This is a genomic window from Ralstonia sp. 25C, from assembly GCF_051904805.1.
Classification (GTDB): domain Bacteria; phylum Pseudomonadota; class Gammaproteobacteria; order Burkholderiales; family Burkholderiaceae; genus Ralstonia.
Genome location: NZ_CP196737.1, coordinates 1,896,169 through 1,918,490 on the forward strand (window position 1 = coordinate 1,896,169; position 22,322 = coordinate 1,918,490).

The window sequence follows — 22,322 nt, forward strand, 5'->3', positions numbered from 1 at the left end:
TAGGCACAGGAGCACCCGGCCCGGGCGCGATGAAGAGGGGTACTGTGCTTGCGGATTTAGCGGGCGCGCAGCTTGAACAAGCCCACCGTGCGCGCCAGACCCTGCGCCTGCTCATTGAGCATCGCCGATGCCGCTGTCGACTGCTCCACCAGCGCTGCGTTCTGCTGCGTGGCCTGGTCCATCTCGGCGACGCTGCGGTCGATCTGGCTGATGCCGGCGCTTTGCTCGTGCATCGCGCCGTCAATCTCACCGATGATGCGAGCGACGCGCTCGATGCCCTGCACAATCTCCTGCATCGTCGCGCCGGCGGCTTGCACGCGTTGCGCGCCGGTCTGCACGCTGGCTTCCGAAGCCTGGATCAAGTCCTTGATCTCGCGCGCGGCCGTAGCACTGCGTTGAGCCAGGGTACGCACCTCGCCGGCCACCACGGCAAAGCCGCGGCCGTTCTCGCCAGCGCGGGCAGCTTCCACGGCAGCGTTCAGCGCGAGGATGTTGGTCTGGAACGCGATGCTGTCGATCACGCCAATGATCTCGGTAATGCGCGCAGACGATTTGCCGATCTCGTCCATCGTGCTCACGGCGCTCGACACGACCTCGCCGCCGCGCGTGGCGGCATCGCTGGCCTCGCTGGCCAGGCGCGTGGCCTGCACGGCCGCGTCGGCGGAGTTCTTCACGCTGGTCGTCAACTGCGTCAGTGCGGCAGAGGTTTCCTGCAGGTTGCTCGCCGACACCTCGGTGCGGTTGGACAGATCGCGGTTGCCCATTTCGATCTCGCCGGTAGCCGACTTCATGCTGTCGACACTGGCCCGCACTTCCAGCAGCACCTCGCCAATCTTGTCGATGAAGGTATTGAACGATGCGCTGATCTGCGCGACTTCATCGTTGCCGACCACGGGCAGGCGATGCGTGAGGTCACCGCCGCCGGCACCGATGGTGTCCATGGCATCGCGCACCTGGGAAAGACGGCGAAACGATTGCGAGGTAAAGAACGCGGCGATGCCCACGGCGGCCAGCGTCAGCAGCACCATGGCCACGGCCAGCGCCTTGACGACGTTGCGCAAACCGGCGGTGGCCTCGGCCTTGTCCAGCGCGATCACCAGATACCAGTCGGTGCCCTGCACGGCCTGCGCCTTAAGCAGCTTGGGCGCGCCGGCCAGTTCCAGTTCCAGCGGGGCCGTGGCGGTGGCCAGCTTGGCGAGCGCATCGGCGTTGAGTGCGGCCGCCACGTCGGTGGCCGACTTGAGCATCAGTTTGGCGTCGGGGTGGGCGATCACCTGGCCGTCCTTGGCGACCACAAACGCCAGGCTCGACGGCGTCGGGTGCACGGCGGACACCACTTCGCGCACGCCATCGAGCGGCACGGCGCCCGACAGCGCACCCGTGGTTTCGCCGTTCTTCACCATCGGCGCGGCAAACGACACATACGGCACACCGGTCAACACGTCGCCGTAGGGCTTGGTGACGAGCAGCTGGCCTGCGGCAATCGCCTGCTTGTACCAGGGGCGAGCCGTCGGGTCGTAGTCCTTCGGCGTGGTCGCGCTGGTGGAGATGAACGACTTGTCCGTCCACCCGACCGTGATGATCGGGAAGCCGTTGGCATCGCCCATGTGCTTGCCGAAGCCTTGCGGGTCACCATGTTCGATCACGCTGGCGGTGGCCTTCACGGCCTGCGCCTTGGCCGCGACCCATTTGTCGATGGCAAGCGTGTTGCCGCTGGCGATGGCGGCGAGGTTCTGGTCAATCGATTCCATCGTGTTGCTGCGCACAATGGAATAGGTGGCGGCGCCGGACAGGGCCAGGGCGCCGATCACAGTGGCCGATGAAATCAGGAGGATGCGGGTGCGGAGAGAGGAGATCATGATTCTTCTTAGTGAACGTCCTGCGTGAATCAGTCTGCGTACGGGTATGACCGTAGCGCCCTCCAGATTGATTGCCGGCTGTCGGGGCCACTCAAGCTGCTACGGCAGCGGCTGGGGGAACTTGAGCCGGTAAAACCCGCCCTTCCGAGGGGGTCGCTGCTATAACAAGGACCTGCCCGCTGATGGCCCAGGCGCTTCGCTTTCGTCAAACCACGCGCATGCACAACACCCTCCACATTGACCCGACCAACGGCGAAGTCGGACTCGCCGATTTCCGCATCACCCCCGAAACACGCGCGGAGGCACTCCCGAGCCGCTTTACCGTTGGGCCCATCCGACTGGTAAGCGTCTGCGGCGAGGAGGTGCCTTGCCAGTTCGCCACCATGACCGTACTGGACGCCGCCACACCCGTGACTGTCAGCCTGCGGTTTGAACGCGGCGCGCTCGTCAGCGTGTTCTTTCAAATGGAGCAGGCCGTCTCGTACGACGACATCGACGTGGTGGAACAGCGGCACCGCCGCTGGATTACCAGCAAGCTGGGCCAAGACCCCGGCGGGCTGACGGACTACCCATGGGGCAGCGCGGGCGTGGCGCAAGACAAGAGTGGTGGTGTGCATGTCTTTCTGCACAACCGGAACAACACCTGGGCGCGGTGAATATGCTGTAACGCACACCGGCACCGCTCCCAATTGCCGCCCTGGCACGGTTTGCAGTACCGTCGCCGGCACCCCTCACCGGAGCCCAGCGCCATGGCCGTGCTGCTGACCATCCTCAAGATCGCCGTCGTCATCGTGCTGGTGTCATCGCTGGCCGAGGCGATCGTGCTGTCACTGAGAAACGGCTGGGCCAGCTATGACTGGAAGGCTGCCGGCGTATCGGTGATCGATTTCCTCGTGCGCGAGTACCCACTGCGCTGGCTGCTGCCGCTAGCGTTCTGGACACAGGGCCTGGAATGGATCTACCAGCACCGGCTGTGGACCCTGCCGATGGACCATTGGACCGGCTGGGCTGCCTGTTTTCTCGGCCAGGAGTTTTGCTACTACTGGTACCACCGCGCCGCGCACCGCGTGCGCTGGTTCTGGTGCACCCACGCCATCCACCATTCGCCGAATGACCTGAACCTGTCGGCCGCCTATCGCTTCGGGTGGACGGGCAAGCTGACCGGCACCCTCGCCTTCTTCGCGTTGGCGCCGCTGCTGGGCATGCCGCCGCGCATCGTGCTGATGCTGCTGTCGCTAAACCTGCTGTACCAGTTCTGGATTCACGCCACGTGGATTCCGCGCCTCGGCCCGCTGGAGTGGGTGCTGAACACGCCGTCGGCGCACCGCGTGCATCACGCCGCCAATCTCGAATACCTCGATGGCAACTACGGCGGCGTGCTGATCCTCTTCGACCGGCTGTTCGGTACCTACATCCCCGAACGCAAAGACGTGCCCTGCCGCTACGGCCTCGTGCACCCGATGCGCACATACAACCTGCTGACCATCGAGTTCAGCCACTGGCGCGCCCTGTGGCAAGACCTGAAGACGGCACGCTCGGCGGGTGAAGTGTTCGGATATCTGCTGCGCCCGCCCGGCTGGCGGCCCGACGGCAATGGCGAGACCACTGAAGACCTGCGCCGCCGTGCCGCGCTCGTCGCTACCCGTTTGCGCTTTGACGAGCCCACACCAGATGAGCGGCCTGTCGTTTCGTCATAACCCCGCACACCTGCAGGTACAGGGAGTCGTCCGCTAAGCGGTTACGGCAGCCGCAACGTCTGCGCCAGATGCCCATACACCACGGCCACGCGCCGCAAATGGCGGGACTCAGGATGGGTCAGCAGCCACAGCTCCGACTGATTGGCGTCGTGCAGATCCCGCAACTGCACCAGGTCGGTACGCGCCTGGGCCATCAGCACGGGCAGGATGCCGACCCCCATGCCCATCGCCACCATCTCGGCCACGATCTGCAGGCTGTTCACGAAATACGTGGGCATGACCTTGGGGAAATGCCGCTTGCGCCAAGCCACGGAAGGGTGCTCGGGAATCGCGTCGTCAATGGCCAGCCACGGCGTGCGGCCCGCTTCCACATCGGCGTAGGTCGTGCCGCTACCCTGCGCCGCATACAGCGCCACGCGGATGGAACCGAGGTGCTTGCCCACCAGATGCTGCGGCGGGCGCCGCGTGGCACGCACGGCGATATCGGCATCGCGGCGCGTGAGACTGGCCAGCTCGTTGTTGGCGCGCAGGTCGTAGGCGAGATTCGGGTGCTCGGCGCGCAAGGCCTGCAGCGCGGGCGCAACCAGGCCCAGGAGGATGGTGTCCGTGGTGGTGATGCGCACCGTGCCCGAGACCTGATCGGGCGCCGCATTGACCACCGTCCGCGCCGATTCCAGCGCGGCTTCCACCTGCTCCGCGCGTTCGGCCAGCGACAGCGCCAGCTCGTTGGCGAGATAGCCCGTGCGCGAGCGCGCGAACAGCCGCTGCCCGAGCCCGCGTTCGATGCGCTGCACCGCGCGGAACACCGTGGACGCATCCACGCCCAGCCGCTCCCCCGCTGCCGCCAGCGTGCCCGTACGCGCCATCGCCAGCACCACTTCCAGGTCGGCCGCGCTCAGGCGGTATTGCGTTTGTGCAAGCATGACTTTCCTTGGCGCTTATTCCATTGGCGTGGACGCAATCCTACAGTGTCGCCAGTGCCGCTGCTGCCTGCGTGCGCAGTGGCTGTTCCAACCTGGAGATCGAACGACCATGAAGCTCTATTACTCCGCCGGCGCGTGCTCGCTGGCCGTCCATATCGCCCTGCGTGAAGTGGGCGCGCAGTTTGACCTGACTGCCGTCAATCTGGCCCAGCACCTCACCGCGGACGGCACGGATTACTACACGATCTCGCCCCGTGGCTACGTGCCGCTGCTGGAATTGGCCAACGGCTCCCGCCACACCGAGGCCGCCGCGCTGCTGCAATACGTGGCCGACCTGGACCCGGCACAGGCCTTGATCGGCAAGGCCGGCAGCACGCACCGTCTGTCGGTGATCGAATGGCTGACCTTTGTCAGCACCGAGCTGCACAAGGGTTTTGGGCCGCTCTGGTACAAGGACACGCCCGAGGCCACCCGCCAAGGCGCCAAGGACAAGCTCGCCAAGCGTTTTGCCGAGCTCGACGCGCGCCTCGCCAAGCAGCCCTATCTGGCCGGCGACTACAGCGTGGCCGACGCATATGCCTTCACCGTGCTGAACTGGACGAATTTCCTGTCGCTGCCCATGACGGCGTACCCGCATGTGCAGGCGTACATGGACCGCGTGGCGGCTCGCCCGGCCGTGCAAGCCGCGTTGCGCGCAGAAGGCTTGGTGAAGGAAGAAGCCGCCAGTTCAGTCGCCTGAGCGTTCGATGACATTGGGCTGGGTGCTGCCGCCTTTGCGCGGCTGCAGCGCGAGGTGTACGCCCAGCCCGATCGCCGCGCCAACACACTCGGCGACGATGAAACCCGGCACGCTGGCCGGGGCGATGCCGGCAAAGCTATCGCTGAACATGCGCCCGAACGCCGCCGCCGGGTTGGCGAACGAGGTGGACGCCGTGAACCAGTACGCCGCCCCGATATACGCGGCCACCAGCGAAGCGGCACGCCGGCTCGGCGCGCGCAGGATCACCAGCACCAAACCGGCGGTCGCCACGGCTTCGGCAATCCACTGCCCTGCGCCGCTGCGTACCTTGGTGGAAAACTGCAGCAGCGTCATGTCGAACATGGCGTGCGCCAGCCACGCACCCAACACCGCACCTACCAGCTGTGCAGTGATGTAGAGCACCAGCGCGCCGCCCGGCAACTCCGCTCGCACCGCCATCACTGCCGACACCACGGGGTTGAAATGCGCCCCGCTCACGGGCCCGAACACTTCGATCAGCACATACAGCCCACCTACCGTGGCGGCCGTATTGGCGAGCAGCGCCAACGCCACGTTCCCGCCAGCCAGCCGCTCGGCCATGATCCCCGAGCCGATGACGACTGCCAGCAGCAAGGCCGTACCCAGCGCTTCGGCCAGCCATCGGTTGCGCCAATCCGCCATGGTGTTCAGGTGCGTGCAATGCGTTCGAGATGGGCCTGCAGCTCGGCATGGCTCAGCGTATCGAGCGGCAGCATCAGCAACTGCAGCATCCGGTAGCCGATGGCCTGGCGCGTCAGCTCGAACGCCTGGCGCTTGCCCGCATCGCCGCCCAATGCGTTGGACGGATCGGGGTAGCCCCAATGCACCTTCACCGGACTGCCGGGCCAGTACGGGCAGGCCTCAGCAGCCGCGCTGTCGCAGACGGTGATGACGATGCGCATCGGCGGCGCGCCCTCGACCGCGAACGCGTCCCAGCTTTTGCTGTGGTAGCCCGTGGTGTCGACGCCGGCATTGGCGAGCACCTCCAGCGCGAACGGGTTCAGGCGGCCGCTGGGTGCACTGCCGGCGCTGTAGGCGCGCACGTCCTTGCCCAACTGCTGCGCCCAGTGGTTCAGCATGCCCTCGGCCAGCACGCTGCGCGCGGAGTTGTGGGTGCAGAGGATCAGAACGGTGGTGGTCATGGGTGCAAAGTCAGCACGGGCAGGCGGCGCCATCCACGCCGCAGGGCTCGCCCTGGCAGCAGTTTTCAGTCAGGAAGGCCAGCACCCCTTGCATGTGATCGAACGCGGCGCGGTAGATGAGGTTGCGGCCATCGCGCTCCTGCGTCACGAGCTGCGCGTGCATCAGTTCCTTGAGGTGGAACGAAAGCGTCGCACCGGGCACGTCGAGCAGCTCGGCGATCGCCCCCGGCGTCAGCCCCGCCGGGCCGGCGACGACGAGCATGCGGAACACGCGCAGGCGCAGGTTGTGTGCGAGTGCCGCAAGGGCGCGGATGATGTCGTTTTCTTCCATATTTCCACTATATTGGAAATATTGGAGGGCACCTAATCCGCCCAACGTTTGCGGAACGGATTACAACGCTCGCCCCCCGCAATAGAGGGGTCGCATAGGCCCACATACGGTGCTGTCACGCATGCATCGCTACAATCGCCGGCTTCGCTCCCACCGCTGTTCGCTGGTCTTTCCATGTTCAAGCACGTTGTTTTTGCCCTGGCGGTTACCGTTGCGGGCCTGCCCGTTCTCGCCCACGCGCAAGTGCGCGGCGCAGGGTCGACCGCCGCTGCGCCGGTGTATCGCGTCTGGTCAGCGGGGTATGCCGCATCGTCGGGTGTCACGCTTAACTATGACGCGGTGGGTTCGGGCGAGGGGCTCAAGCGTATCCGCGCGGGGTCGGTGGATTTCGGTGCGTCTGACGTGCCGCTGTCGAGCGCCGATGCCGCCAAGGCGGGCCTGGTGTGCGTACCGTCTGTAGTGACAGGCGCGGTGCCGTTCATCAACGTGCCGGGCGTGGCGCGCGGGCAGCTCAAGCTGACGGGTGAAGTGCTCGCGCACATCTTCCTCGGCAAGGTGGAAAGCTGGGACGCCCCCGAACTGCGCGCGCTCAACCCCGGCGTGACGCTGCCCAAGCTGAAGATCCGCCCGGTAGTGCGCGCGGACGGTTCGGGCACCACGTACCACTTCTCCGACTATCTGAGCGCCGTCAGCCCTGAGTGGAAGACCGCCTACGGCACCAAATCCTCCATCGCGTGGCCGGCGGATACGCTTGCCGCCAAGGGCAGCGGCGACGTCGTCAAGACCGTGCAGGCCACGCCCGGCGCGATCGGCTATGTCGACTACAACTACGTGCTCGACAACGACCTCAACGCCGTGCAGTTGCGCAACGCGGCAGGCCGCTTCGTCAGCGCGCAGGTGAGTGGCTTCCGCGAAGCCGTGGTGCAAAGCGCATGGAACCGCAAAGGCGACTTCACCGCACCGCTCGTCAACCTGCCCGGCGCGGATACGTGGCCGATCACGATGGGCACCTTCATCGTGGTGCCGGCCGTGAGTCCTTCCGGCCCGCGCACCTTGGCCGCATTGAAGTTTTTGACGTGGGGCTATTTCCACGGTGATGAACTCGCCGCGCGCGCAAAGTTTGTGCCGCTGCCCGAGCGCGTGCAGGCCATTGCATATCGTGAACTGGCGCGCGTGACGGATACATCCGGTGCCGCCATCGGCCTGCAGAGCATGCCCGCAAATTGGGGCAAATGATGGTTGCCGGTGCAGTCTCTGCACAGGCAGTCGCACCGTTTTGATGCGAGGCAAGTGGTCTGCTGAAAGCTTTGCAACAAGGCTGGATTGTTCCTGCGCGTTACCTATAGTGGTCACGCGCCGCGCAAGCCAGCCTTGCGTGTCACTGGCAACGCAACAACGGGAAGCAATCATGGCCACCGCCATCGCAGACCAGGACGAGCAGATCGACAAAATCGCACACGACACCGGCGCACCTGCCGATCTCGTTCGTGCTCAATATCAGGAAACGCTACGCATGCTGGCTGCCGATGCCCGCGTGCAGGACTACCTCTCGCTGTTCGTCACGCGGCGCGTGATGGCAGCGCTCCGCCCGCGCCGCACACCGCCGCGCTGAGCCTCGGCGGACTTCTCGCTTCGCCCGCTTATTCCTCGCTGATCATCCCCACGAAGGCGTGTGCCGCGCGGCGCATCCATTCGCGTGCGCGCTCGGCCTCGAACTGCATGCGCGCAAAGCCGTGCGTCATGCCAGAGGCCTCGATGGTGACGACCTGGGCGCCATGCTCGACGAGGTAGTCGGCGTAGCGCAGACCGTCATCGCGCAGCACGTCGTGCGCCGCCACGATGACGACCGTATCGGGCGGCGTGTGCGCCGGCGGCTGCGCCATCAGGTCGATGCGCGGATCGTGCTCGGACGACAGCCGGTCCAGCGCTTCGGCGCCGATGAACTGCGTCCAATACCAGCGCATCTCGTCACGCGTGAGGCCAGGACCCTGCGCGAAGGCGTTATAGCTTTCGCTGCCGAATGCCGGCGTGGTGACGGGATAGACGAGCAACTGCGCGCTGACGAGCCCTGGCCGCACCACCTGCGTAGCCTGTGCAGCAAGGTGCCCACCCGCGCTATCGCCACCCACGGCGAGGAACGCCGGATCGAAGCCAAGCTGCTCGCGCTGTTCTGCGAGATAGGCCAACGCATCGCGTGCATCGTCGGCCGGAATCGGAAACGAGTGCTCCGGCGCGAGGCGGTAATCCACGCTCACGACGGCACAACCCGTGTCTTGAGCAAGCAATGCGGCCAGCAGGCGGTGCGTGGTACGCGGCGCGCCGACCACCCACCCTCCCCCGTGAAACCACACCAGCAGGCGCGGCTTCACTACATGCTTGGGCCGGAAGACGATCGCATCGAGCGTGCGGCCGGGCAGCGGCAAGCTCAGGTCGGAGGCTTCCACGCCCTCGGGATCAGGATGGTTCGATAGCGCGGCAATCGCCTCGAAACGCGCACGCTGCGCCGGCGGATCTTCCGGTGGTGGCAAGGCGCCAAAGCGCTCGGCAATACGTTGATAGAACTGCAGGATCTGCGGATCGACGGCCATGGTGCGGAGGTACGAGCAAGGTTCAATGACCGCCGAAGTGTAGCGCGTCAGCTACCGCGATACGTCGAGAAACCGAACGGGCTGAGCAGCAGTGGAATGTGATAGTGCTGCCCGGCGTCCTGCACGTGAAAAACCACCGGCACTTCGGGGAAGAACGTGGGCGTATGGCGTGCGCTGTAGTAATCGCCGGTGTGGAAAGTCACGCGGTAGTCGCCGGTAGTGAAGGGCTGTGCGCCGGTCTCCAGCGCCTTGATGCGGCCATCGGTATCCGTCGTGCCGCTGCCGATGGTGCGCCAGGCGCCGTCCGTGCGCGCTTCCAGCGTGACACGCACTGCTGCGGCGGGCGTGCCTGTCTGCTGATCCAGCACGTGCACGCTCAGGCGGCCTTGCGCCATGGCTAACGATGATGAGGCGGTCAGTGCTGCCGCCAAGATGCAGTGTCGGAAAGACATGAGTGCTCCTCAAAAGTGGGGAGCACAAAGCCTAGGAGCAACGCCTGCTGCCGACCGTCAAAAGTGGTGATGTGCGACGTTAGTTGTGCTGCCCGATGCCGAGCCGCCAGTGCTCGATCTTGGTACAGCGGTCCTGCACGGCTGGAATGCCCGCGGCACATGCCAACGCCATCGCTTCATCGTTGACGATGCCAAGCTGCACCCAGATGCCACCCGCCCCCACGGCAATCGCTTCCTGCACGACGGGCAGCACGTGTTCGGCACGGCGAAAGATATCGACCAGGTCGATGCGCTGGCCTGCGGCTGCCAGTGTGGTCGCCGCCTCGGCAAGCGTGGCATAGCAGGGCTCGCCGAGTACGTCTTCGCCGGCGTGTTGCGGGTTGACGGGCACGATGCGATAGCCGGCCTGTTGCAGATAGCGCGCCACGTCATAGCTCGGCCGCGTGGGGCGTGGCGATAGCCCAACCACGGCGATGGTCTTGCCCGACAGCAGCCGGCGCATGGTGGCTTGTTCGTCGACGTAGGAAGGATTGGCAGACATGGTGAGCAGTCGATTCAGGTAGTGGGCCGCTTACACACGGCGCCGAGATCATCCAGACGCACCGCCGCACGAAATGCGCCCGATGCATACGGGCCCACCTCATACGGCCCGTAGTGCACGACGATGCGGTTGCCTTGCAGCGTAAACGGAAACGTGGCGTTACGCAGGTCCTTCTCCTTGAGGGCGCCGCGGGCGGCATCGGGTGCGCCTTCGCGCTTGAGCGCATCGACGATCTGCGCGTTGAAGCTTTGCAGGCACGTTGGCGTCGGGTTCAGCACGTCAGCCAGGGTGATGGGCTGGAAGCCCTGCGCAGCGCGTCGCCAGTTGCCGGCGGTGAAGCTGTAGTTGCCGTGTGCGCCCCCGCTATAGGCCCACACCATGCGCAACAGGCTAACGGTGTCGCCCACGCCGACAGCGCTGATGCGGACAACGCATTCGGTGTCGTATTGATCGCAGCGGTTGACGCGTAACGATTGCACCAACGCGTCGATGGCCGCATCGCCCGTCACCGGATAGCGCTCGGTGAGCGTCGCCTGCCCTGCCGTGCCGGTGACTTCGCGATAGCGCGCCATGCGCTTGAGCGTGAAGGGCTGGCTGCGGCCGCCGTCGCTCCACGTGCCGGTGGCGCTGCTGCCGTCCGCCGAGAAGGCACCGGAGAGCGTGCCGCCCTCACGTGCGACGGGCCGGCCGCTGCCATCCATGGCGTCCGCGCGTTCGCGCCAGATGAAGCGGCGCTCCGGCGCATTGCGGCCTTCGATGGTCCAGAGGGTGCGACCTTGGGGGCGGTCGTCGTAGGCCTCGCCGGTGAGCGTGTCGGCGATGGGGTCCTTATCCTTGTCTTGATCGGCTGGCGGCGGGTCGTACACGCTCAGCCAGACGGTCCACCCCGGGCTTTCGGCGCCATTGCCGATCGCACCCTGCCAAAACGTGCCAGCGTGGCGTTCGCGCGGCATCTTGGATTTGGCAAGCGCCGCCGTTGGCGCAGACGCAACAGGTGTGGAGGCGGCAGGCGCACTTGTGGGCGCCTGAGGCGCTGCCGAAGGCGCTTCCGTGCCCGCATGTGCAGCGCCCACCCCGCCAAGTGTCGCCATCAAGGTAACAAAAACGCCAGCGCCCACCGACGCCAGCCCGGCCTGACCCGCCGCGTGCTGCTGCATGCCTCCCTCCTAGAAACCAACACCCTAGCCTATGTCGTGCCCCCGAGCCCCACTCTCCATGCGGTTTGCCGGCCTTCGAGACAAAGTGGTGGGACTGAGCAGGTGCAGCAGACGTTCCCGCAGATGCCTCGCTAAGCGCCTTTTGCGTCACGCCAACAGGCCGTTTGCAACACTTGCATTCGATTGCAATCCGACACACTTTGTTACGTCCACGGCTTACCTCGTCGCCCACAATGCCTTCGCACCTTGCAGTTGTGTCCAATTGTTGTGCGCCAGACGGGCACCCCACCCGACATTCGCGCGCGGGCACCACGGCAATGCCAAGTTACCCCTCCTTTCGAATTGACCCCTCGAAGGGATTTCCCGTCCGCGCGGCGCTCCCCGGCCCGCGCGCTTTTTTTTGCCTGCGCAATTTGCGCGCCCGACGTTCCGTCTGCGGCGCTTACCTGACGACCTCCCGCGAAACACGCTCTTACAAAGCCAAGTCGGCATGACGCCCGCTGCTGCGTTTAATGGAGACATCCACGCGGCACACGCCGCCATAAAAACGAGGGCTCATCATGTCCGCTCCTTCCCGTCGTGCTGTGCGTCTGGCTGGCCTGCGATTGCCGCATGTCCTGCGTGCCGTTGGTGTTGCTGCGGTGTTGCTGGTATGCGGCTCGCAAGCCGCGCTGGCCGCCGATCCTGCCTCGCGTGTGGCGCGGCTGTCCGATTTCTCTGGCGCGGTCAGCTTCGCGCCTGCCGGCTCCGACGACTGGGCCGGCGCCACGCTCAACCGCCCGTTCACGACCGGCGACCGCCTGTGGTCCGATCAGGGCAGCCGCAGCGAGTTGCACGTTGGCTCCACCGCGCTGCGCCTGGGGCAAAACACCGGCGCCACGCTGGTCGACCTGGATGACCGCAACACGCAGGTCAAGCTGACGCAAGGCGCGTTGTCGGTGCGTGTGCGGGCACTGCCGCCCGACCAGACCATCGAGATCGACACGCCTAACCTCGCGTTCAGACCGCAAGCGCCGGGCGAGTACCGCCTCGACGTGGCACCCGATGGTTCCAGCACCACCGTGACCGTCTGGCACGGTCAGGGCACGGCCTACGGCGATGACCGTTCGACCCCGCTGGGCGCTGGCCAGCAGATCCGCTTTGGCGGCACCGACTTGGCCGAGGCCGGCGGCATGGACAACCCCGGCCGCGACGGCTTCGATCGCTGGGCCGAATCGCGCGACGCGCGCGAAGATGCCTCCATCTCGGCCCGCTACGTCGGCCGCGAAATGACCGGCTACGAAGCCCTGGACGGCTACGGCTCATGGCGTGAAGAAGACGGCTACGGCGCCGTATGGGTGCCGAGCGCGATACCAGCCGGCTGGGCGCCCTATCGCACGGGCCATTGGGCGTGGGTTGCACCGTGGGGCTGGACCTGGGTTGACGATCAACCGTGGGGCTTCGCGCCGTTCCACTACGGCCGCTGGGCCTATGTCGGCGCGACGTGGTGCTGGGTGCCGGGGCCGGTGGTACCGCGCCCGGTGTATGCGCCGGCGCTGGTCGGTTTTGTGGGCGGAGGCGGTGGCGGCGGAGTCAGCTGGGGGATCCACATCTCGATCGGCTCTCCGGGCGTCGCGTGGTTCCCGCTGGCGCCGGGCGAGGCGTATCGCCCCGTGTATGCCGCCAGCCCCACCTATGTCACCAACATCAACAAGACGGTGGTGGTGAACAACGTCACGGTCAACAAGACCATCATCAACAACAACGTGACCAACGTCACCAACGTGAATCGGGTGACGTACGTCAACGCCAACAACCCCGCCGCGCTGACGGCCGTGCCCGCCAAGACCTTCGTGAGCGGTCAGCCGGTCGGCCCCGCGATGACGACGCTGCGCCCCGAGCAGATGCGCGCGCAACTCGCGCACGCGCAGATTGTGTCAACGCCTGCGCTGGCACCGGTGAAGGCAAGCCTGGTGGGCGCGGCCGCAGCCAACGGGGCGCATCCGTTGCCGCCAGCGCAGGTGTTCTCGCGTCAAGCCATTGCCGTGCGCGCACCGCAGGCACCCGCGGGTGGGCATGACGCCTTGGCCGAGCGTTTCCACTCGCAAGGCGGAGCGCTGCCGGGCGCGGGCCCAGCATGGACCGGCGGCAACGCAGGCGCGCGCGTTGCACCGGTGCGTGGCCAGCCCAACGAAGCAACACTGCCCGCGCCAGCAGCTGCGCAGGCAGCGGGCCTACGCTTGACGCGTGCCGTGTCCAATGGGCCGGCACGCGCCGGCAACGAACCGGGTCGTCCAGCGGAGCAGCACGGTCCGAGCGGTATGAATAGCCCGAATGGTCCGCAGGGGCTGATGGGTTCGCCGAACCCGCAAGGTGCACAGGCACCGCACGGCGCTCAGCCGGGCACCGCTCCGCAGGCGCTGATGGCGCCCGGCGAGATCAATCGCCCACGCCCGCTGCCCGGCGCAGCCGCATCGCAGGAGCGCCCCGGGCAACCGCAAGGCGGACAGGCACCGCAAGGCCCGGCCGGGATGACGACGCGCCCACCGCAACACGAAGGCGCACCGGGTACACCGCGTGACGAACGCCGCGCCTTCGAGCCGCGCCCGCAACTGCCGCAGGCCACCACGCCGGCACCCCAAACTCAACCGCAATCGCAGCGCGGAGGCCAGGAACCGAATCGTTTTACCGGCAATCCGGCCCCGACGATGCAAGAACGCCCGCACAACGAGCCGCCGCAGATGCGCGCACGCCCCGAGCCTCAGCAGCGTCCGCCTGAGCCACGCATGGAAGCCCCGCGTCCGGCGCCGCAGCCACACGTTGTGGAGATGCGCCCACCGCAACCCCAGCCGCGCGCGCCGGAATTCCACCCGCCGCAACCGCAGCCTCAACAGCGTCCGCCAGAAGCCCGGCCGCCCCAACCGCAGCAACCCCAGGCGCAACCGCCTCGGCAGGAGCATCACGAGGGCCAACCGCATCCACCAGGCGGCAATCGCGGTGAAGAGAAACGCGAAGGCGAGCACCGTTGACACACCCGCCCGTCACCCGCGGGCGGGCGAAAAAAAGCAGCCCTTCGGGGCTGCTTTTTCGTCTGGACCGGTCGATGACACCAACCGGTACACACTGCCTTAGCGCTTGCGACGCAGGCGGGCGATTGCTGCCAACTGCGCAGCCGCGACCGCCAGTTCGCCTTGTGCACGGGCCAGATCGATGTCGCTGCTTTGATTCTGCAGCGCCTCTTCGGCCGCACGCTTGGCTTCGTTCGCCTTGGCTTCGTCCAGGTCGTGACCGCGGATTGCGGTATCGGCCAGCACGGTCACCTTCTTCGGCTGCACTTCGAGAATGCCACCGGCAACGAACACGAACTCTTCGCCGCCATCTTCCTTCTCGATGCGCACGGCGCCCGGCTTGATGCGCGTGATCAGCGGCGTGTGACCGGGCAGAATGCCCAGCTCACCAGCCTCGCCCGGCAGTGCCACGAACTTGGCATTGCCGGAGAAGATCTCGTGCTCAGCGCTGACGACGTCTACATGAATGGTTGCCATCTCGATTCCTTTGCTCAGAAAAGCGGCTCTCCGAGAATGTCAGAAAGCCAGTACTGGCCCCGGCTTGCGCACAGGGCCAGACGTTGCTCTTACTGGAGCTTCTTGGCCTTTTCGAAGGCTTCGTCGATCGAGCCGACCATGTAGAACGCTTGTTCCGGCAGGTGATCGCACTCGCCGTCCACCAGCATCTTGAAGCCGCGGATGGTTTCCTTCAGCGGCACGTACTTGCCCGGCGAACCCGTGAACACTTCTGCAACGTGGAACGGCTGCGACAGGAAACGCTGGATCTTACGGGCGCGGCCCACAGCCAGCTTGTCTTCCGGCGACAGTTCGTCCATGCCCAGAATCGCGATGATGTCGCGCAGTTCCTTGTAGCGCTGCAGCGTCTTCTTCACGCGGTCGGCGACTTCGTAGTGCTCCTGGCCCACGACTTGCGGGTCGAGCTGGCGCGAGGTCGAGTCGAGCGGATCCACTGCGGGGTAGATACCCAGTGCAGCGATGTCACGCGACAGCACGACGGTCGAGTCCAGGTGCAGGAAGGTCGTTGCCGGCGACGGGTCGGTCAAGTCATCGGCAGGCACGTACACGGCCTGGATCGACGTGATCGAGCCGGTCTTGGTCGACGTAATACGCTCCTGCAGCTTGCCCATTTCTTCAGCCAGCGTCGGCTGATAGCCCACGGCGGAAGGCATACGGCCCAGCAGTGCCGACACTTCGGTACCGGCCAGCGTGTAGCGGTAGATGTTGTCGACGAAGAACAGGATGTCACGGCCTTCGTCACGGAAGCGCTCGGCCATCGTCAGGCCGGTCAGCGCCACGCGCAGACGGTTGCCCGGCGGCTCGTTCATCTGGCCGAACACCATGGCCACCTTGTCGAGCACGTTGGAGTCCTTCATTTCGTGGTAGAAGTCGTTGCCCTCACGGGTACGCTCGCCCACGCCAGCAAACACCGACAAGCCCGAGTGCTGCTTGGCGATGTTGTTGATCAGCTCCATCATGTTCACGGTCTTGCCGACGCCGGCGCCACCGAACAGACCCACCTTACCGCCCTTGGCGAACGGGCAGACCAAGTCGATCACCTTGATGCCGGTTTCCAGCAGGTCAACCGACGGCGACAGTTCGTCGAACTTCGGGGCCTTCTGGTGAATCGCGCGCTTTTCGTCGCAGGCGATCGGGCCGGCTTCGTCAATCGGACGACCCAGCACGTCCATGATGCGGCCCAGCGTGCCGTGGCCCACCGGCACCGAGATCGGTGCACCGGAGTTGCTCACGCGCATGCCGCGACGCAGACCGTCGGACGAACCCAGCGCAATGGTACGCACCACGCCGTCGCCCAGTTGTTGTTGCACTTCGAAGGTCAGGCCCTTCTCGGCGAACGAGGCGTCGTTGCTGTCATCCAGCACCAGCGCGTCGTAGACCTTCGGCATCGCGTCGCGCGGGAACTGAATGTCCACCACGGCGCCGATGCACTGCACGATATTTCCGTTTGCGATACTCATTTGTATCTCCAATAACTTGATTCTTTGCCGTGGCTATCAGACTGCCGCTGCGCCGCTGACGATTTCGGACAGTTCCTTCGTGATCGCTGCCTGACGGGTCTTGTTGTAGACCAGTTGCAGTTCGCCGATCACGTTCTTCGCGTTGTCCGAAGCCGCCTTCATCGCCACCATCCGGGCCGATTGCTCGGAGGCCATGTTCTCGGCCACCGCCTGGTACACCAGCGCCTCGACGTAGCGGATCAGCAGCTCGTCAACCACCGTCTGCGCGTCCGGCTCGTAGATGTAGTCCCACGAGTAGGCTTGCTTTTCGGCGTCGCTCTGCGTCAGCTTGTCAGCAGTCAACGGCAACAGCTGTTCGACCACCGGCTCCTGCTTCATCGTGTTGATGAAGCGGGTGTATGCGAGATACACAGCGTCGATCTCGCCAGCGTTGAACGCGTCGAGCTGGACCTTGATCGCGCCGATCAGCTTTTCCAGATGCGGCGTATCGCCCAGATGCATGACGTTGGACACAACCTTTGCACCGATGCGGCCCAGGAACTGCGTACCCTTGGTACCGATGGCGGTCGCTTGCGTCTCAACGCCCTTGTTCTGCAGGTCGCGCAACTGGTTGGTCACGGCACGCAGCACGTTGGTGTTCAAGCCACCGCACAGGCCCTTGTCCGTCGTCACCACGATCAGGCCGGCACGCTTGACTTCGCGCTCCACCATGAACGGGTGCTTGTACTCCGGATTGGCCAGCGCCATGTGCGCAGCCACGTTGCGGATCTTCTCGGCGTACGGGCGGGCAGCACGCATCCGCTCCTGCGCCTTGCGCATCTTGGATGCGGCGACCATTTCCATCGCCTTGGTGATCTTGCGCGTGTTTTGCACGCTCTTGATCTTGGTGCGGATTTCTTTTGTTCCGGCCATTTCACTCTCTCCGTTCAGACCTGACCACGCAGGCTAAGCGTGGTCAGCTCCAGGAATGACGCGGTTAGAACGCGGCGGACTTCTTGAAATCCTCGATCGCGGCACGCAGAGCGGCCTCATCGTCCTTCGACAGATCCTTCGTATCTTCGATGCGGTTGATGAGATCGGCGTACTTCGTCTTCAGCGTGTCGTGCAGACCCTTTTCGAAAGCCAGGATGTCCTTCACGTCCACGTTGTCGAGGAAGCCGTTGTTGGCTGCGTACAGCGACGCGGCCAGCTGCCACACTTGCAGCGGCTGGTATTGCGGCTGCTTGAGCAGTTCGGTCACGCGGCGGCCGCGCTCGAGCTGCTTGCGGGTCGCTTCGTCCAGGTCGGAAGCAAACTGCGCGAACGCAGCCAGTTCACGGTACTGGGCCAAGTCGGTACGGATACCACCGGACAGCTTCTTCACGACCTTCGTCTGAGCGGCACCACCCACACGCGACACCGAAATACCGGCGTTGATAGCGGGGCGCACGCCTGCGTTGAACAGGTCGGTTTCCAGGAAGATCTGGCCGTCGGTAATCGAGATCACGTTGGTCGGAACGAACGCGGACACGTCGCCGGCCTGCGTTTCGATCACGGGCAGTGCGGTCAGCGAACCGGTCTTGCCCTTGACTTCACCGTTGGTGATCTTCTCGATGTGGTCGGCGTTCACACGGGCAGCACGCTCCAGCAGACGCGAGTGCAGGTAGAACACGTCGCCCGGGTAAGCTTCACGGCCCGGCGGACGGCGCAGCAGCAGCGAAACCTGACGGTACGCCCAAGCTTGCTTGGTCAGATCGTCGTACACGATCAGGGCGTCTTCGCCGCGGTCGCGGAAGTATTCGCCCATCGTGCAGCCGGCGTAGGCCGACAGGTACTGCATAGCGGCCGAGTCCGAAGCGGCAGCAGCCACCACGATCGTGTATTCCAGCGCGCCGTGCTCTTCCAGCTTGCGCACCACGTTGGCGATCGTCGAAGCCTTCTGGCCGATTGCCACGTACACGCAGAAGATACCCTTGCCCTTCTGGTTGATGATGGCGTTGACGGCGACGGCGGTCTTGCCGGTCTGGCGGTCGCCAATGATCAGCTCACGCTGGCCACGGCCGATCGGCACCATCGCGTCGATCGACTTCAGGCCGGTCTGCACCGGCTGGCTCACCGACTGACGTGCGATCACGCCCGGAGCGACCTTCTCGATCACGTCCGTCTTTTTGGCGTTGATCGGGCCCTTGCCGTCGATCGGCTGGCCCAGTGCGTTGACCACGCGGCCCAGCAGTTCCGGACCAACCGGCACTTCCAGAATACGGCCCGTGCACTTGACTTCCTGGCCTTCGGAAATGTGCTCGTAGTCACCCAGGATCACGGCGCCGACGGAGTCGCGCTCGAGGTTCAGCGCGAGGCCGAACGTGTTGCCCGGGAATTCCAGCATTTCGCCTTGCATCACGCCCGACAGGCCATGAATGCGGCAGATACCGTCCGTCACGGAGATAACCGTGCCGGTGTTCTTTGCGTCAGCGCCAGCCTTCAAGCCCTCGATACGGGTCTTGATCAGGTCGCTGATCTCGGAGGGGTTCAGTTGCATCGAATGCTCCTAATTCTTCAATCTGTTCGCGGGCTGCTTATCCGAGCCGCGACGAACAGCATTACGCGGCGGTCAGCGCAGACTGCATCTGCGTCAGGCGCGCGCGCACCGAGGTGTCGAGCACTTCGTCGCCAATCTGCACGCGCACGCCGCCGATCAACGAAGGATCGACGCTCACGTGAGCCTGCAGCTTCTTGCCGAACTTGCGTTCGAGCGTGGCGACCAGTTCGGTCAGGGGCGCGCCCTCAAGCGGGAACGCACTGGTGATCTCGACGTCGGCGGCGCCTTCGCTGGCATTCCGCAGCACATGGAATTGCGCGGCAATTTCCGGCAGCAGCGACAGGCGCTTGTTGGCCACCAGCAGGCCAACCAGTTCCTTCGCTTCGTGCGATGCCGGAGATTTCAACGCCGACAGGAAGATCCCCGCCACATCGGCTTTGGAGAGCTTCGGATCATCGGCGACTGCCTTCATGTCGGGCACGGCGGCGATTTGCCCCATTTCCGACACGAGCTCAGACCATGCACCCAGATTGCCGGCCTTCGCTACGCGAAACAGCGCCTCTGCGTACGGACGGGCAACGGTTGCGAGTTCTGCCATGATTACAGCTCAGCCTTGAGTTGATTGAGCAGATCAGCGTGGACCTGCGCATTGACTTCACGCTTGAGGATCTGCTCGGCACCCTTCACAGCCAGCGTGGCAACCTGGTCACGCAGCGATTCACGCGCGCGCACGGTTTGCTGCTCGGCTTCAGCCTTGGCTTGCGCGATGATGCGCGCGGCTTCAGCTTGGGCGTTTTGCTTGATCTCGTCGGCGCTCATCTGGGCACGCTTTTCGGCGTCCGCGATGCGCTGCGCGCCTTCATTGCGCGCTTCGGTCAGTGCCTGCTCGACCCGCTTGTTGGCCAGCTCCAGCTCAGCCTTGCCCTTATCGGCAGCGGCCAAGCCATCGGCAATTTTCTTCGCGCGTTCGTCGAGCGCCTTCACCAGGGGCGGCCAAATGAACTTGGCAACAACCCACCACAGGATGAAGAACACGACCATCTGCGCGACGAGTGTGGCGTTCAGGTTCATGGTGTGTTCCTTTCGGTATTGAGACTACGGATCAATGCACGAAGCGGCGAGGGTCACGCGTTGCGCTCACCCTGGCCGCCTCCGGCATCATGCAGACCGAAAAGAATTACTTGATGACCGACAGCAGCGGGTTGGCGAACGCGAACAGCATGGCCACACCAACGCCGATCAGGAATGCCGCGTCGATCAGGCCAGCCAGCAGGAACATCTTGGTTTGCAGCGGGTTCATCAGCTCAGGCTGACGTGCGCAGGCTTCGATGTACTTGCCGCCCATCAGTGCGATGCCGAGGCAGGCGCCGATGGCACCCAGGCCGATGATGATGCCGATACCGATGGCGGTCAGACCTTGGATGTTGGCGAGAAATGCTTGCATGATGACTCCCTTTTACGTGAAAGACTAAGAACTTGAGAACTTGAAAAAACCAAACGGAACCGGAGAACCTGAACCGCTACTTAGTGGTGATCATGTGCCTGGCCGATATACACCAGCGTCAGCATCATGAAAATGAACGCTTGCAGCAGAACGATCAGGATGTGGAAGATCGCCCAGACTGCACCGGCCACCACGTGACCCACGAAACCCAGCGCCGAGGTGTCGGCACCGAACGTCCAGATCGAGCCAAGCAGCGCGATCAACAGGAACACCAGTTCGCCCGCGTACATGTTGCCGAACAACCGCATGCCCAGCGACACAGCCTTGGCGAGGAATTCGATGATGTTGAGGATCAGGTTGAACGGCGCGAGATACCACTTGGCGCCGAACGGGGCGGACAGCAGTTCGTGCGCGAAGCCGCCCGCGCCCTTGATCTTGAGGCTGTAGTAGATCATCAGGATCAACACAGCGAACGACATGCCGAAGGTGCCGTTCAGGTCAGCCGTGGCCACTGCGCGATGGTGCGGCACGTGCACGCCGAAGGTGCCGAGAAGGTGGTTGACGCCCGTGACCCAGTCCACCGGGATCAAGTTGACCGCGTTCATCAGCGTGACCCACACGAAGACCATCAGGGCCAGCGGAGCGATCCAGGAGCGATCGCCGTGGATGATGCCCTTGGCTTGGTCGTCGACCATCTCGACAACCAGTTCAACAAACGCTTGGAAACGGCCCGGAACGCCGGAGGTGACACGGCGCGCAGCCATGCCGAGGAAGATGATGCCGATGGCGCCCATCAACACGGACCAGAACATCGTGTCCCAGTTGATGACGGAGAAGTCGACGACCGACATCTGCTTGCCGCCGACGCTATTGAAATTCTGCAAATGCTCCGCGATATACGCGGAAGGCGTGAGAGCGTGCTCGGCGGCGTGGCCGGCGGCTTCTGCGACTTCAGTTGCCATGATGATTCAGTCCAATATTGCGAAACATTCTTCGTGCCCTGTTCCGACTCGCGCCCGATGCTCCACAGGTTGCCCCGGAGATCGCGGACTGCACGCGGCCTGAACATGCCACCTTATTCTTGCGGAGTGTCAGCGCAATGAACCGGGGCCTCTCCTGCCGCACGGCTTTGCCATCTTCCGACACCTCCCTTGCGCCTGCTGCATGGCGGCAGGCTTTGGGCTCTGTCATCGCAATGCGAGACCAACCCAGTACATCTTGAGCGCCAGGATCAGGGTGATCAGCAAGGGCGGCCAATGCAGCCCCTTGAACACCACCACCACGACCACCAGCAGGGCGACCGTGCCGAGCACCTTGATCGCTTCGCCCACCACTAGGCGGGCGATGGACTCGAATCCCTTGGCCGTCGACAGTCGCATCGCGAACCATGCCGAAGGCACCACACACACGCCACCGCCCAACAGGGCCGAGAGCGCAGCCTCGCCGGCTGACGCAGCGCCCGTGCCTGCGAACCAACTGCCGACATACCACCCGAGCGCACACAGCAGTGTGATAGCCAGTTGGCCGAGCACGATGGAAAGCGGCGTGATACGCGAAGCCCGCAGCGCCTGTTCGCCGAACATGGCGACCGCTTCGTCATGCGAAAGCACATGCACCGGCGGTTCCGCCTTCTCTGCGTCGTCGTCCCAATCAGCAGGCTTCGGAGCCTGCGCCGACTGAGGTCGGGCGGCTTCTAACGAAGCGTAAGAATCGGACCGTCGACGGTTGGCTGGCTGCATGGAAGAATGGTCTTTCATCATGCCGCACCGCTTTGGGTCAGGCGGATTTAAAACCGCACGATTTTACGGGACATGGTGTTCGCCAGTCAACGCGCAAGCGAACGGTCGTGCGGGCGCCTTCGACAGCACT

At 64.7% G+C, this 22,322-nt stretch carries 24 protein-coding genes; 6 read left to right on the forward strand and 18 right to left on the reverse strand.

What is annotated here, in order from left to right:
* Positions 1–56 precede the first annotated feature (56 nt).
* Entirely contained in the window at positions 57–1,859 is a 1,803-nt protein-coding gene (locus ACS7SF_RS08780; RefSeq protein ID WP_439892574.1) for a methyl-accepting chemotaxis protein, read from the reverse strand.
* A 182-nt stretch (positions 1,860–2,041) separates the two neighbouring features.
* Here ACS7SF_RS08780 and ACS7SF_RS08785 point away from each other — a divergent pair, with 182 nt between their 5' ends.
* Both ACS7SF_RS08785 and ACS7SF_RS08790 read left to right on the forward strand, forming a co-directional pair.
* Positions 2,042–2,515, forward strand: coding sequence for a hypothetical protein (locus ACS7SF_RS08785; protein ID WP_439892575.1), 474 nt, complete (start codon positions 2,042–2,044; stop codon positions 2,513–2,515).
* A 93-nt stretch (positions 2,516–2,608) separates the two neighbouring features.
* Positions 2,609–3,556 (forward strand): sterol desaturase family protein, encoded by a 948-nt coding sequence (locus ACS7SF_RS08790; RefSeq protein WP_439892576.1) that lies wholly within the window; start codon positions 2,609–2,611, stop codon positions 3,554–3,556.
* A 41-nt stretch (positions 3,557–3,597) separates the two neighbouring features.
* Here ACS7SF_RS08790 and ACS7SF_RS08795 read toward each other — a convergent pair whose 3' ends face one another.
* Positions 3,598–4,479 (reverse strand): LysR family transcriptional regulator, encoded by an 882-nt coding sequence (locus ACS7SF_RS08795; RefSeq protein WP_439892577.1) that lies wholly within the window; start codon positions 4,477–4,479, stop codon positions 3,598–3,600.
* Positions 4,480–4,588: 109 nt separating this feature from the next.
* Between ACS7SF_RS08795 and gstA the strand changes: the two genes are divergently transcribed.
* On the forward strand, positions 4,589–5,218 hold the full coding sequence (gene gstA / locus ACS7SF_RS08800) for a glutathione transferase GstA (protein ID WP_439892578.1): 630 nt from the start codon (positions 4,589–4,591) through the stop codon (positions 5,216–5,218).
* On the opposite strand, the gene ACS7SF_RS08805 is transcribed toward gstA, so the two are convergent.
* Genes ACS7SF_RS08805 through ACS7SF_RS08815 form a run of 3 tightly spaced genes read right to left on the reverse strand, consistent with a single transcriptional unit; the run spans position 5,207 to position 6,730 of the window.
* Entirely contained in the window at positions 5,207–5,899 is a 693-nt protein-coding gene (locus ACS7SF_RS08805; protein WP_439892579.1) for an aquaporin, read from the reverse strand. The genes gstA and ACS7SF_RS08805 overlap by 12 nt on opposite strands.
* Positions 5,900–5,904: 5 nt before the next feature.
* Positions 5,905–6,399, reverse strand: a complete 495-nt coding sequence (locus ACS7SF_RS08810; protein WP_439892580.1) for an arsenate reductase ArsC — start codon at positions 6,397–6,399, stop codon at positions 5,905–5,907.
* A 10-nt stretch (positions 6,400–6,409) separates the two neighbouring features.
* Positions 6,410–6,730 (reverse strand): ArsR/SmtB family transcription factor, encoded by a 321-nt coding sequence (locus ACS7SF_RS08815; RefSeq protein WP_439892581.1) that lies wholly within the window; start codon positions 6,728–6,730, stop codon positions 6,410–6,412.
* A 174-nt stretch (positions 6,731–6,904) separates the two neighbouring features.
* On the opposite strand from ACS7SF_RS08815, the gene pstS reads away from it, so the two are divergent.
* Positions 6,905–7,966: a phosphate ABC transporter substrate-binding protein PstS gene (gene pstS / locus ACS7SF_RS08820; protein WP_439892582.1), complete on the forward strand. Its 1,062-nt coding sequence runs from the start codon at positions 6,905–6,907 to the stop codon at positions 7,964–7,966.
* 172 nt (positions 7,967–8,138) lie between these two features.
* A complete protein-coding gene (locus ACS7SF_RS08825) occupies positions 8,139–8,342 on the forward strand; it encodes a DUF3562 domain-containing protein (RefSeq protein WP_439892583.1) in 204 nt (67 codons plus the stop codon).
* Between the two features lie 28 nt (positions 8,343–8,370).
* Here ACS7SF_RS08825 and ACS7SF_RS08830 read toward each other — a convergent pair whose 3' ends face one another.
* From ACS7SF_RS08830 to ACS7SF_RS08845, 4 genes are all read right to left on the reverse strand, one after another.
* Positions 8,371–9,318 carry an alpha/beta hydrolase gene (locus ACS7SF_RS08830; protein ID WP_439892584.1) on the reverse strand — a complete coding sequence of 316 codons (948 nt, stop codon included), beginning with the start codon at positions 9,316–9,318 and terminating at the stop codon, positions 8,371–8,373.
* Positions 9,319–9,365: 47 nt separating this feature from the next.
* Entirely contained in the window at positions 9,366–9,770 is a 405-nt protein-coding gene (gene uraH, locus ACS7SF_RS08835; protein WP_439892585.1) for a hydroxyisourate hydrolase, read from the reverse strand.
* 79 nt (positions 9,771–9,849) lie between these two features.
* A complete protein-coding gene (locus ACS7SF_RS08840) occupies positions 9,850–10,311 on the reverse strand; it encodes a CoA-binding protein (RefSeq protein WP_439892586.1) in 462 nt (153 codons plus the stop codon).
* Positions 10,312–10,325: 14 nt separating this feature from the next.
* Positions 10,326–11,468: a DUF3298 domain-containing protein gene (locus ACS7SF_RS08845; protein ID WP_439892587.1), complete on the reverse strand. Its 1,143-nt coding sequence runs from the start codon at positions 11,466–11,468 to the stop codon at positions 10,326–10,328.
* A 560-nt stretch (positions 11,469–12,028) separates the two neighbouring features.
* On the opposite strand from ACS7SF_RS08845, the gene ACS7SF_RS08850 reads away from it, so the two are divergent.
* On the forward strand, positions 12,029–14,476 hold the full coding sequence (locus tag ACS7SF_RS08850) for a DUF6600 domain-containing protein (RefSeq protein WP_439892588.1): 2,448 nt from the start codon (positions 12,029–12,031) through the stop codon (positions 14,474–14,476).
* A 99-nt stretch (positions 14,477–14,575) separates the two neighbouring features.
* Here ACS7SF_RS08850 and ACS7SF_RS08855 read toward each other — a convergent pair whose 3' ends face one another.
* From ACS7SF_RS08855 to ACS7SF_RS08895, 9 genes are all read right to left on the reverse strand, one after another.
* Positions 14,576–14,992, reverse strand: a complete 417-nt coding sequence (locus ACS7SF_RS08855) for a F0F1 ATP synthase subunit epsilon (RefSeq protein WP_021197165.1) — start codon at positions 14,990–14,992, stop codon at positions 14,576–14,578.
* An 89-nt stretch (positions 14,993–15,081) separates the two neighbouring features.
* Positions 15,082–16,485 (reverse strand): F0F1 ATP synthase subunit beta, encoded by a 1,404-nt coding sequence (gene atpD, locus ACS7SF_RS08860; protein WP_439892730.1) that lies wholly within the window; start codon positions 16,483–16,485, stop codon positions 15,082–15,084.
* Between the two features lie 42 nt (positions 16,486–16,527).
* The gene (gene atpG / locus ACS7SF_RS08865) at positions 16,528–17,403 is read right to left on the reverse strand and encodes a F0F1 ATP synthase subunit gamma (RefSeq protein ID WP_439892589.1); all 876 of its coding nucleotides are present in this window, start codon (positions 17,401–17,403) and stop codon (positions 16,528–16,530) included.
* A 64-nt stretch (positions 17,404–17,467) separates the two neighbouring features.
* Positions 17,468–19,009, reverse strand: a complete 1,542-nt coding sequence (atpA, locus tag ACS7SF_RS08870; RefSeq protein ID WP_439892590.1) for a F0F1 ATP synthase subunit alpha — start codon at positions 19,007–19,009, stop codon at positions 17,468–17,470.
* 61 nt (positions 19,010–19,070) lie between these two features.
* Positions 19,071–19,607 carry a F0F1 ATP synthase subunit delta gene (locus tag ACS7SF_RS08875; RefSeq protein WP_252683590.1) on the reverse strand — a complete coding sequence of 179 codons (537 nt, stop codon included), beginning with the start codon at positions 19,605–19,607 and terminating at the stop codon, positions 19,071–19,073.
* A 2-nt stretch (positions 19,608–19,609) separates the two neighbouring features.
* Entirely contained in the window at positions 19,610–20,080 is a 471-nt protein-coding gene (locus tag ACS7SF_RS08880) for a F0F1 ATP synthase subunit B (protein ID WP_048935665.1), read from the reverse strand.
* Between the two features lie 106 nt (positions 20,081–20,186).
* Positions 20,187–20,453, reverse strand: coding sequence for a F0F1 ATP synthase subunit C (atpE, locus tag ACS7SF_RS08885; protein WP_003262709.1), 267 nt, complete (start codon positions 20,451–20,453; stop codon positions 20,187–20,189).
* A gap of 80 nt (positions 20,454–20,533) precedes the next feature.
* Positions 20,534–21,415 (reverse strand): F0F1 ATP synthase subunit A, encoded by an 882-nt coding sequence (atpB, locus tag ACS7SF_RS08890; RefSeq protein ID WP_439892591.1) that lies wholly within the window; start codon positions 21,413–21,415, stop codon positions 20,534–20,536.
* Positions 21,416–21,640: 225 nt separating this feature from the next.
* Positions 21,641–22,069, reverse strand: a complete 429-nt coding sequence (locus tag ACS7SF_RS08895) for an ATP synthase subunit I (protein ID WP_439892592.1) — start codon at positions 22,067–22,069, stop codon at positions 21,641–21,643.
* Positions 22,070–22,322 lie beyond the last annotated feature (253 nt).

What these genes read in the sequence shown, in the direction of transcription:
- ACS7SF_RS08780 (WP_439892574.1), bottom strand. Translation starts at nt 1,859, where the DNA reads ATGATCTCCTCTCTCCGCACCCGCATCCTCCTGATTTCATCGGCCACT.
- ACS7SF_RS08785 (WP_439892575.1), top strand. Translation starts at nt 2,042, where the DNA reads ATGGCCCAGGCGCTTCGCTTTCGTCAAACCACGCGCATGCACAACACC.
- ACS7SF_RS08790 (WP_439892576.1), top strand. Translation starts at nt 2,609, where the DNA reads ATGGCCGTGCTGCTGACCATCCTCAAGATCGCCGTCGTCATCGTGCTG.
- ACS7SF_RS08795 (WP_439892577.1), bottom strand. Translation starts at nt 4,479, where the DNA reads ATGCTTGCACAAACGCAATACCGCCTGAGCGCGGCCGACCTGGAAGTG.
- gstA (WP_439892578.1), top strand. Translation starts at nt 4,589, where the DNA reads ATGAAGCTCTATTACTCCGCCGGCGCGTGCTCGCTGGCCGTCCATATC.
- ACS7SF_RS08805 (WP_439892579.1), bottom strand. Translation starts at nt 5,899, where the DNA reads ATGGCGGATTGGCGCAACCGATGGCTGGCCGAAGCGCTGGGTACGGCC.
- ACS7SF_RS08810 (WP_439892580.1), bottom strand. Translation starts at nt 6,399, where the DNA reads ATGACCACCACCGTTCTGATCCTCTGCACCCACAACTCCGCGCGCAGC.
- ACS7SF_RS08815 (WP_439892581.1), bottom strand. Translation starts at nt 6,730, where the DNA reads ATGGAAGAAAACGACATCATCCGCGCCCTTGCGGCACTCGCACACAAC.
- pstS (WP_439892582.1), top strand. Translation starts at nt 6,905, where the DNA reads ATGTTCAAGCACGTTGTTTTTGCCCTGGCGGTTACCGTTGCGGGCCTG.
- ACS7SF_RS08825 (WP_439892583.1), top strand. Translation starts at nt 8,139, where the DNA reads ATGGCCACCGCCATCGCAGACCAGGACGAGCAGATCGACAAAATCGCA.
- ACS7SF_RS08830 (WP_439892584.1), bottom strand. Translation starts at nt 9,318, where the DNA reads ATGGCCGTCGATCCGCAGATCCTGCAGTTCTATCAACGTATTGCCGAG.
- uraH (WP_439892585.1), bottom strand. Translation starts at nt 9,770, where the DNA reads ATGTCTTTCCGACACTGCATCTTGGCGGCAGCACTGACCGCCTCATCA.
- ACS7SF_RS08840 (WP_439892586.1), bottom strand. Translation starts at nt 10,311, where the DNA reads ATGTCTGCCAATCCTTCCTACGTCGACGAACAAGCCACCATGCGCCGG.
- ACS7SF_RS08845 (WP_439892587.1), bottom strand. Translation starts at nt 11,468, where the DNA reads ATGCAGCAGCACGCGGCGGGTCAGGCCGGGCTGGCGTCGGTGGGCGCT.
- ACS7SF_RS08850 (WP_439892588.1), top strand. Translation starts at nt 12,029, where the DNA reads ATGTCCGCTCCTTCCCGTCGTGCTGTGCGTCTGGCTGGCCTGCGATTG.
- ACS7SF_RS08855 (WP_021197165.1), bottom strand. Translation starts at nt 14,992, where the DNA reads ATGGCAACCATTCATGTAGACGTCGTCAGCGCTGAGCACGAGATCTTC.
- atpG (WP_439892589.1), bottom strand. Translation starts at nt 17,403, where the DNA reads ATGGCCGGAACAAAAGAAATCCGCACCAAGATCAAGAGCGTGCAAAAC.
- atpA (WP_439892590.1), bottom strand. Translation starts at nt 19,009, where the DNA reads ATGCAACTGAACCCCTCCGAGATCAGCGACCTGATCAAGACCCGTATC.
- ACS7SF_RS08875 (WP_252683590.1), bottom strand. Translation starts at nt 19,607, where the DNA reads ATGGCAGAACTCGCAACCGTTGCCCGTCCGTACGCAGAGGCGCTGTTT.
- ACS7SF_RS08880 (WP_048935665.1), bottom strand. Translation starts at nt 20,080, where the DNA reads ATGAACCTGAACGCCACACTCGTCGCGCAGATGGTCGTGTTCTTCATC.
- atpE (WP_003262709.1), bottom strand. Translation starts at nt 20,453, where the DNA reads ATGCAAGCATTTCTCGCCAACATCCAAGGTCTGACCGCCATCGGTATC.
- atpB (WP_439892591.1), bottom strand. Translation starts at nt 21,415, where the DNA reads ATGGCAACTGAAGTCGCAGAAGCCGCCGGCCACGCCGCCGAGCACGCT.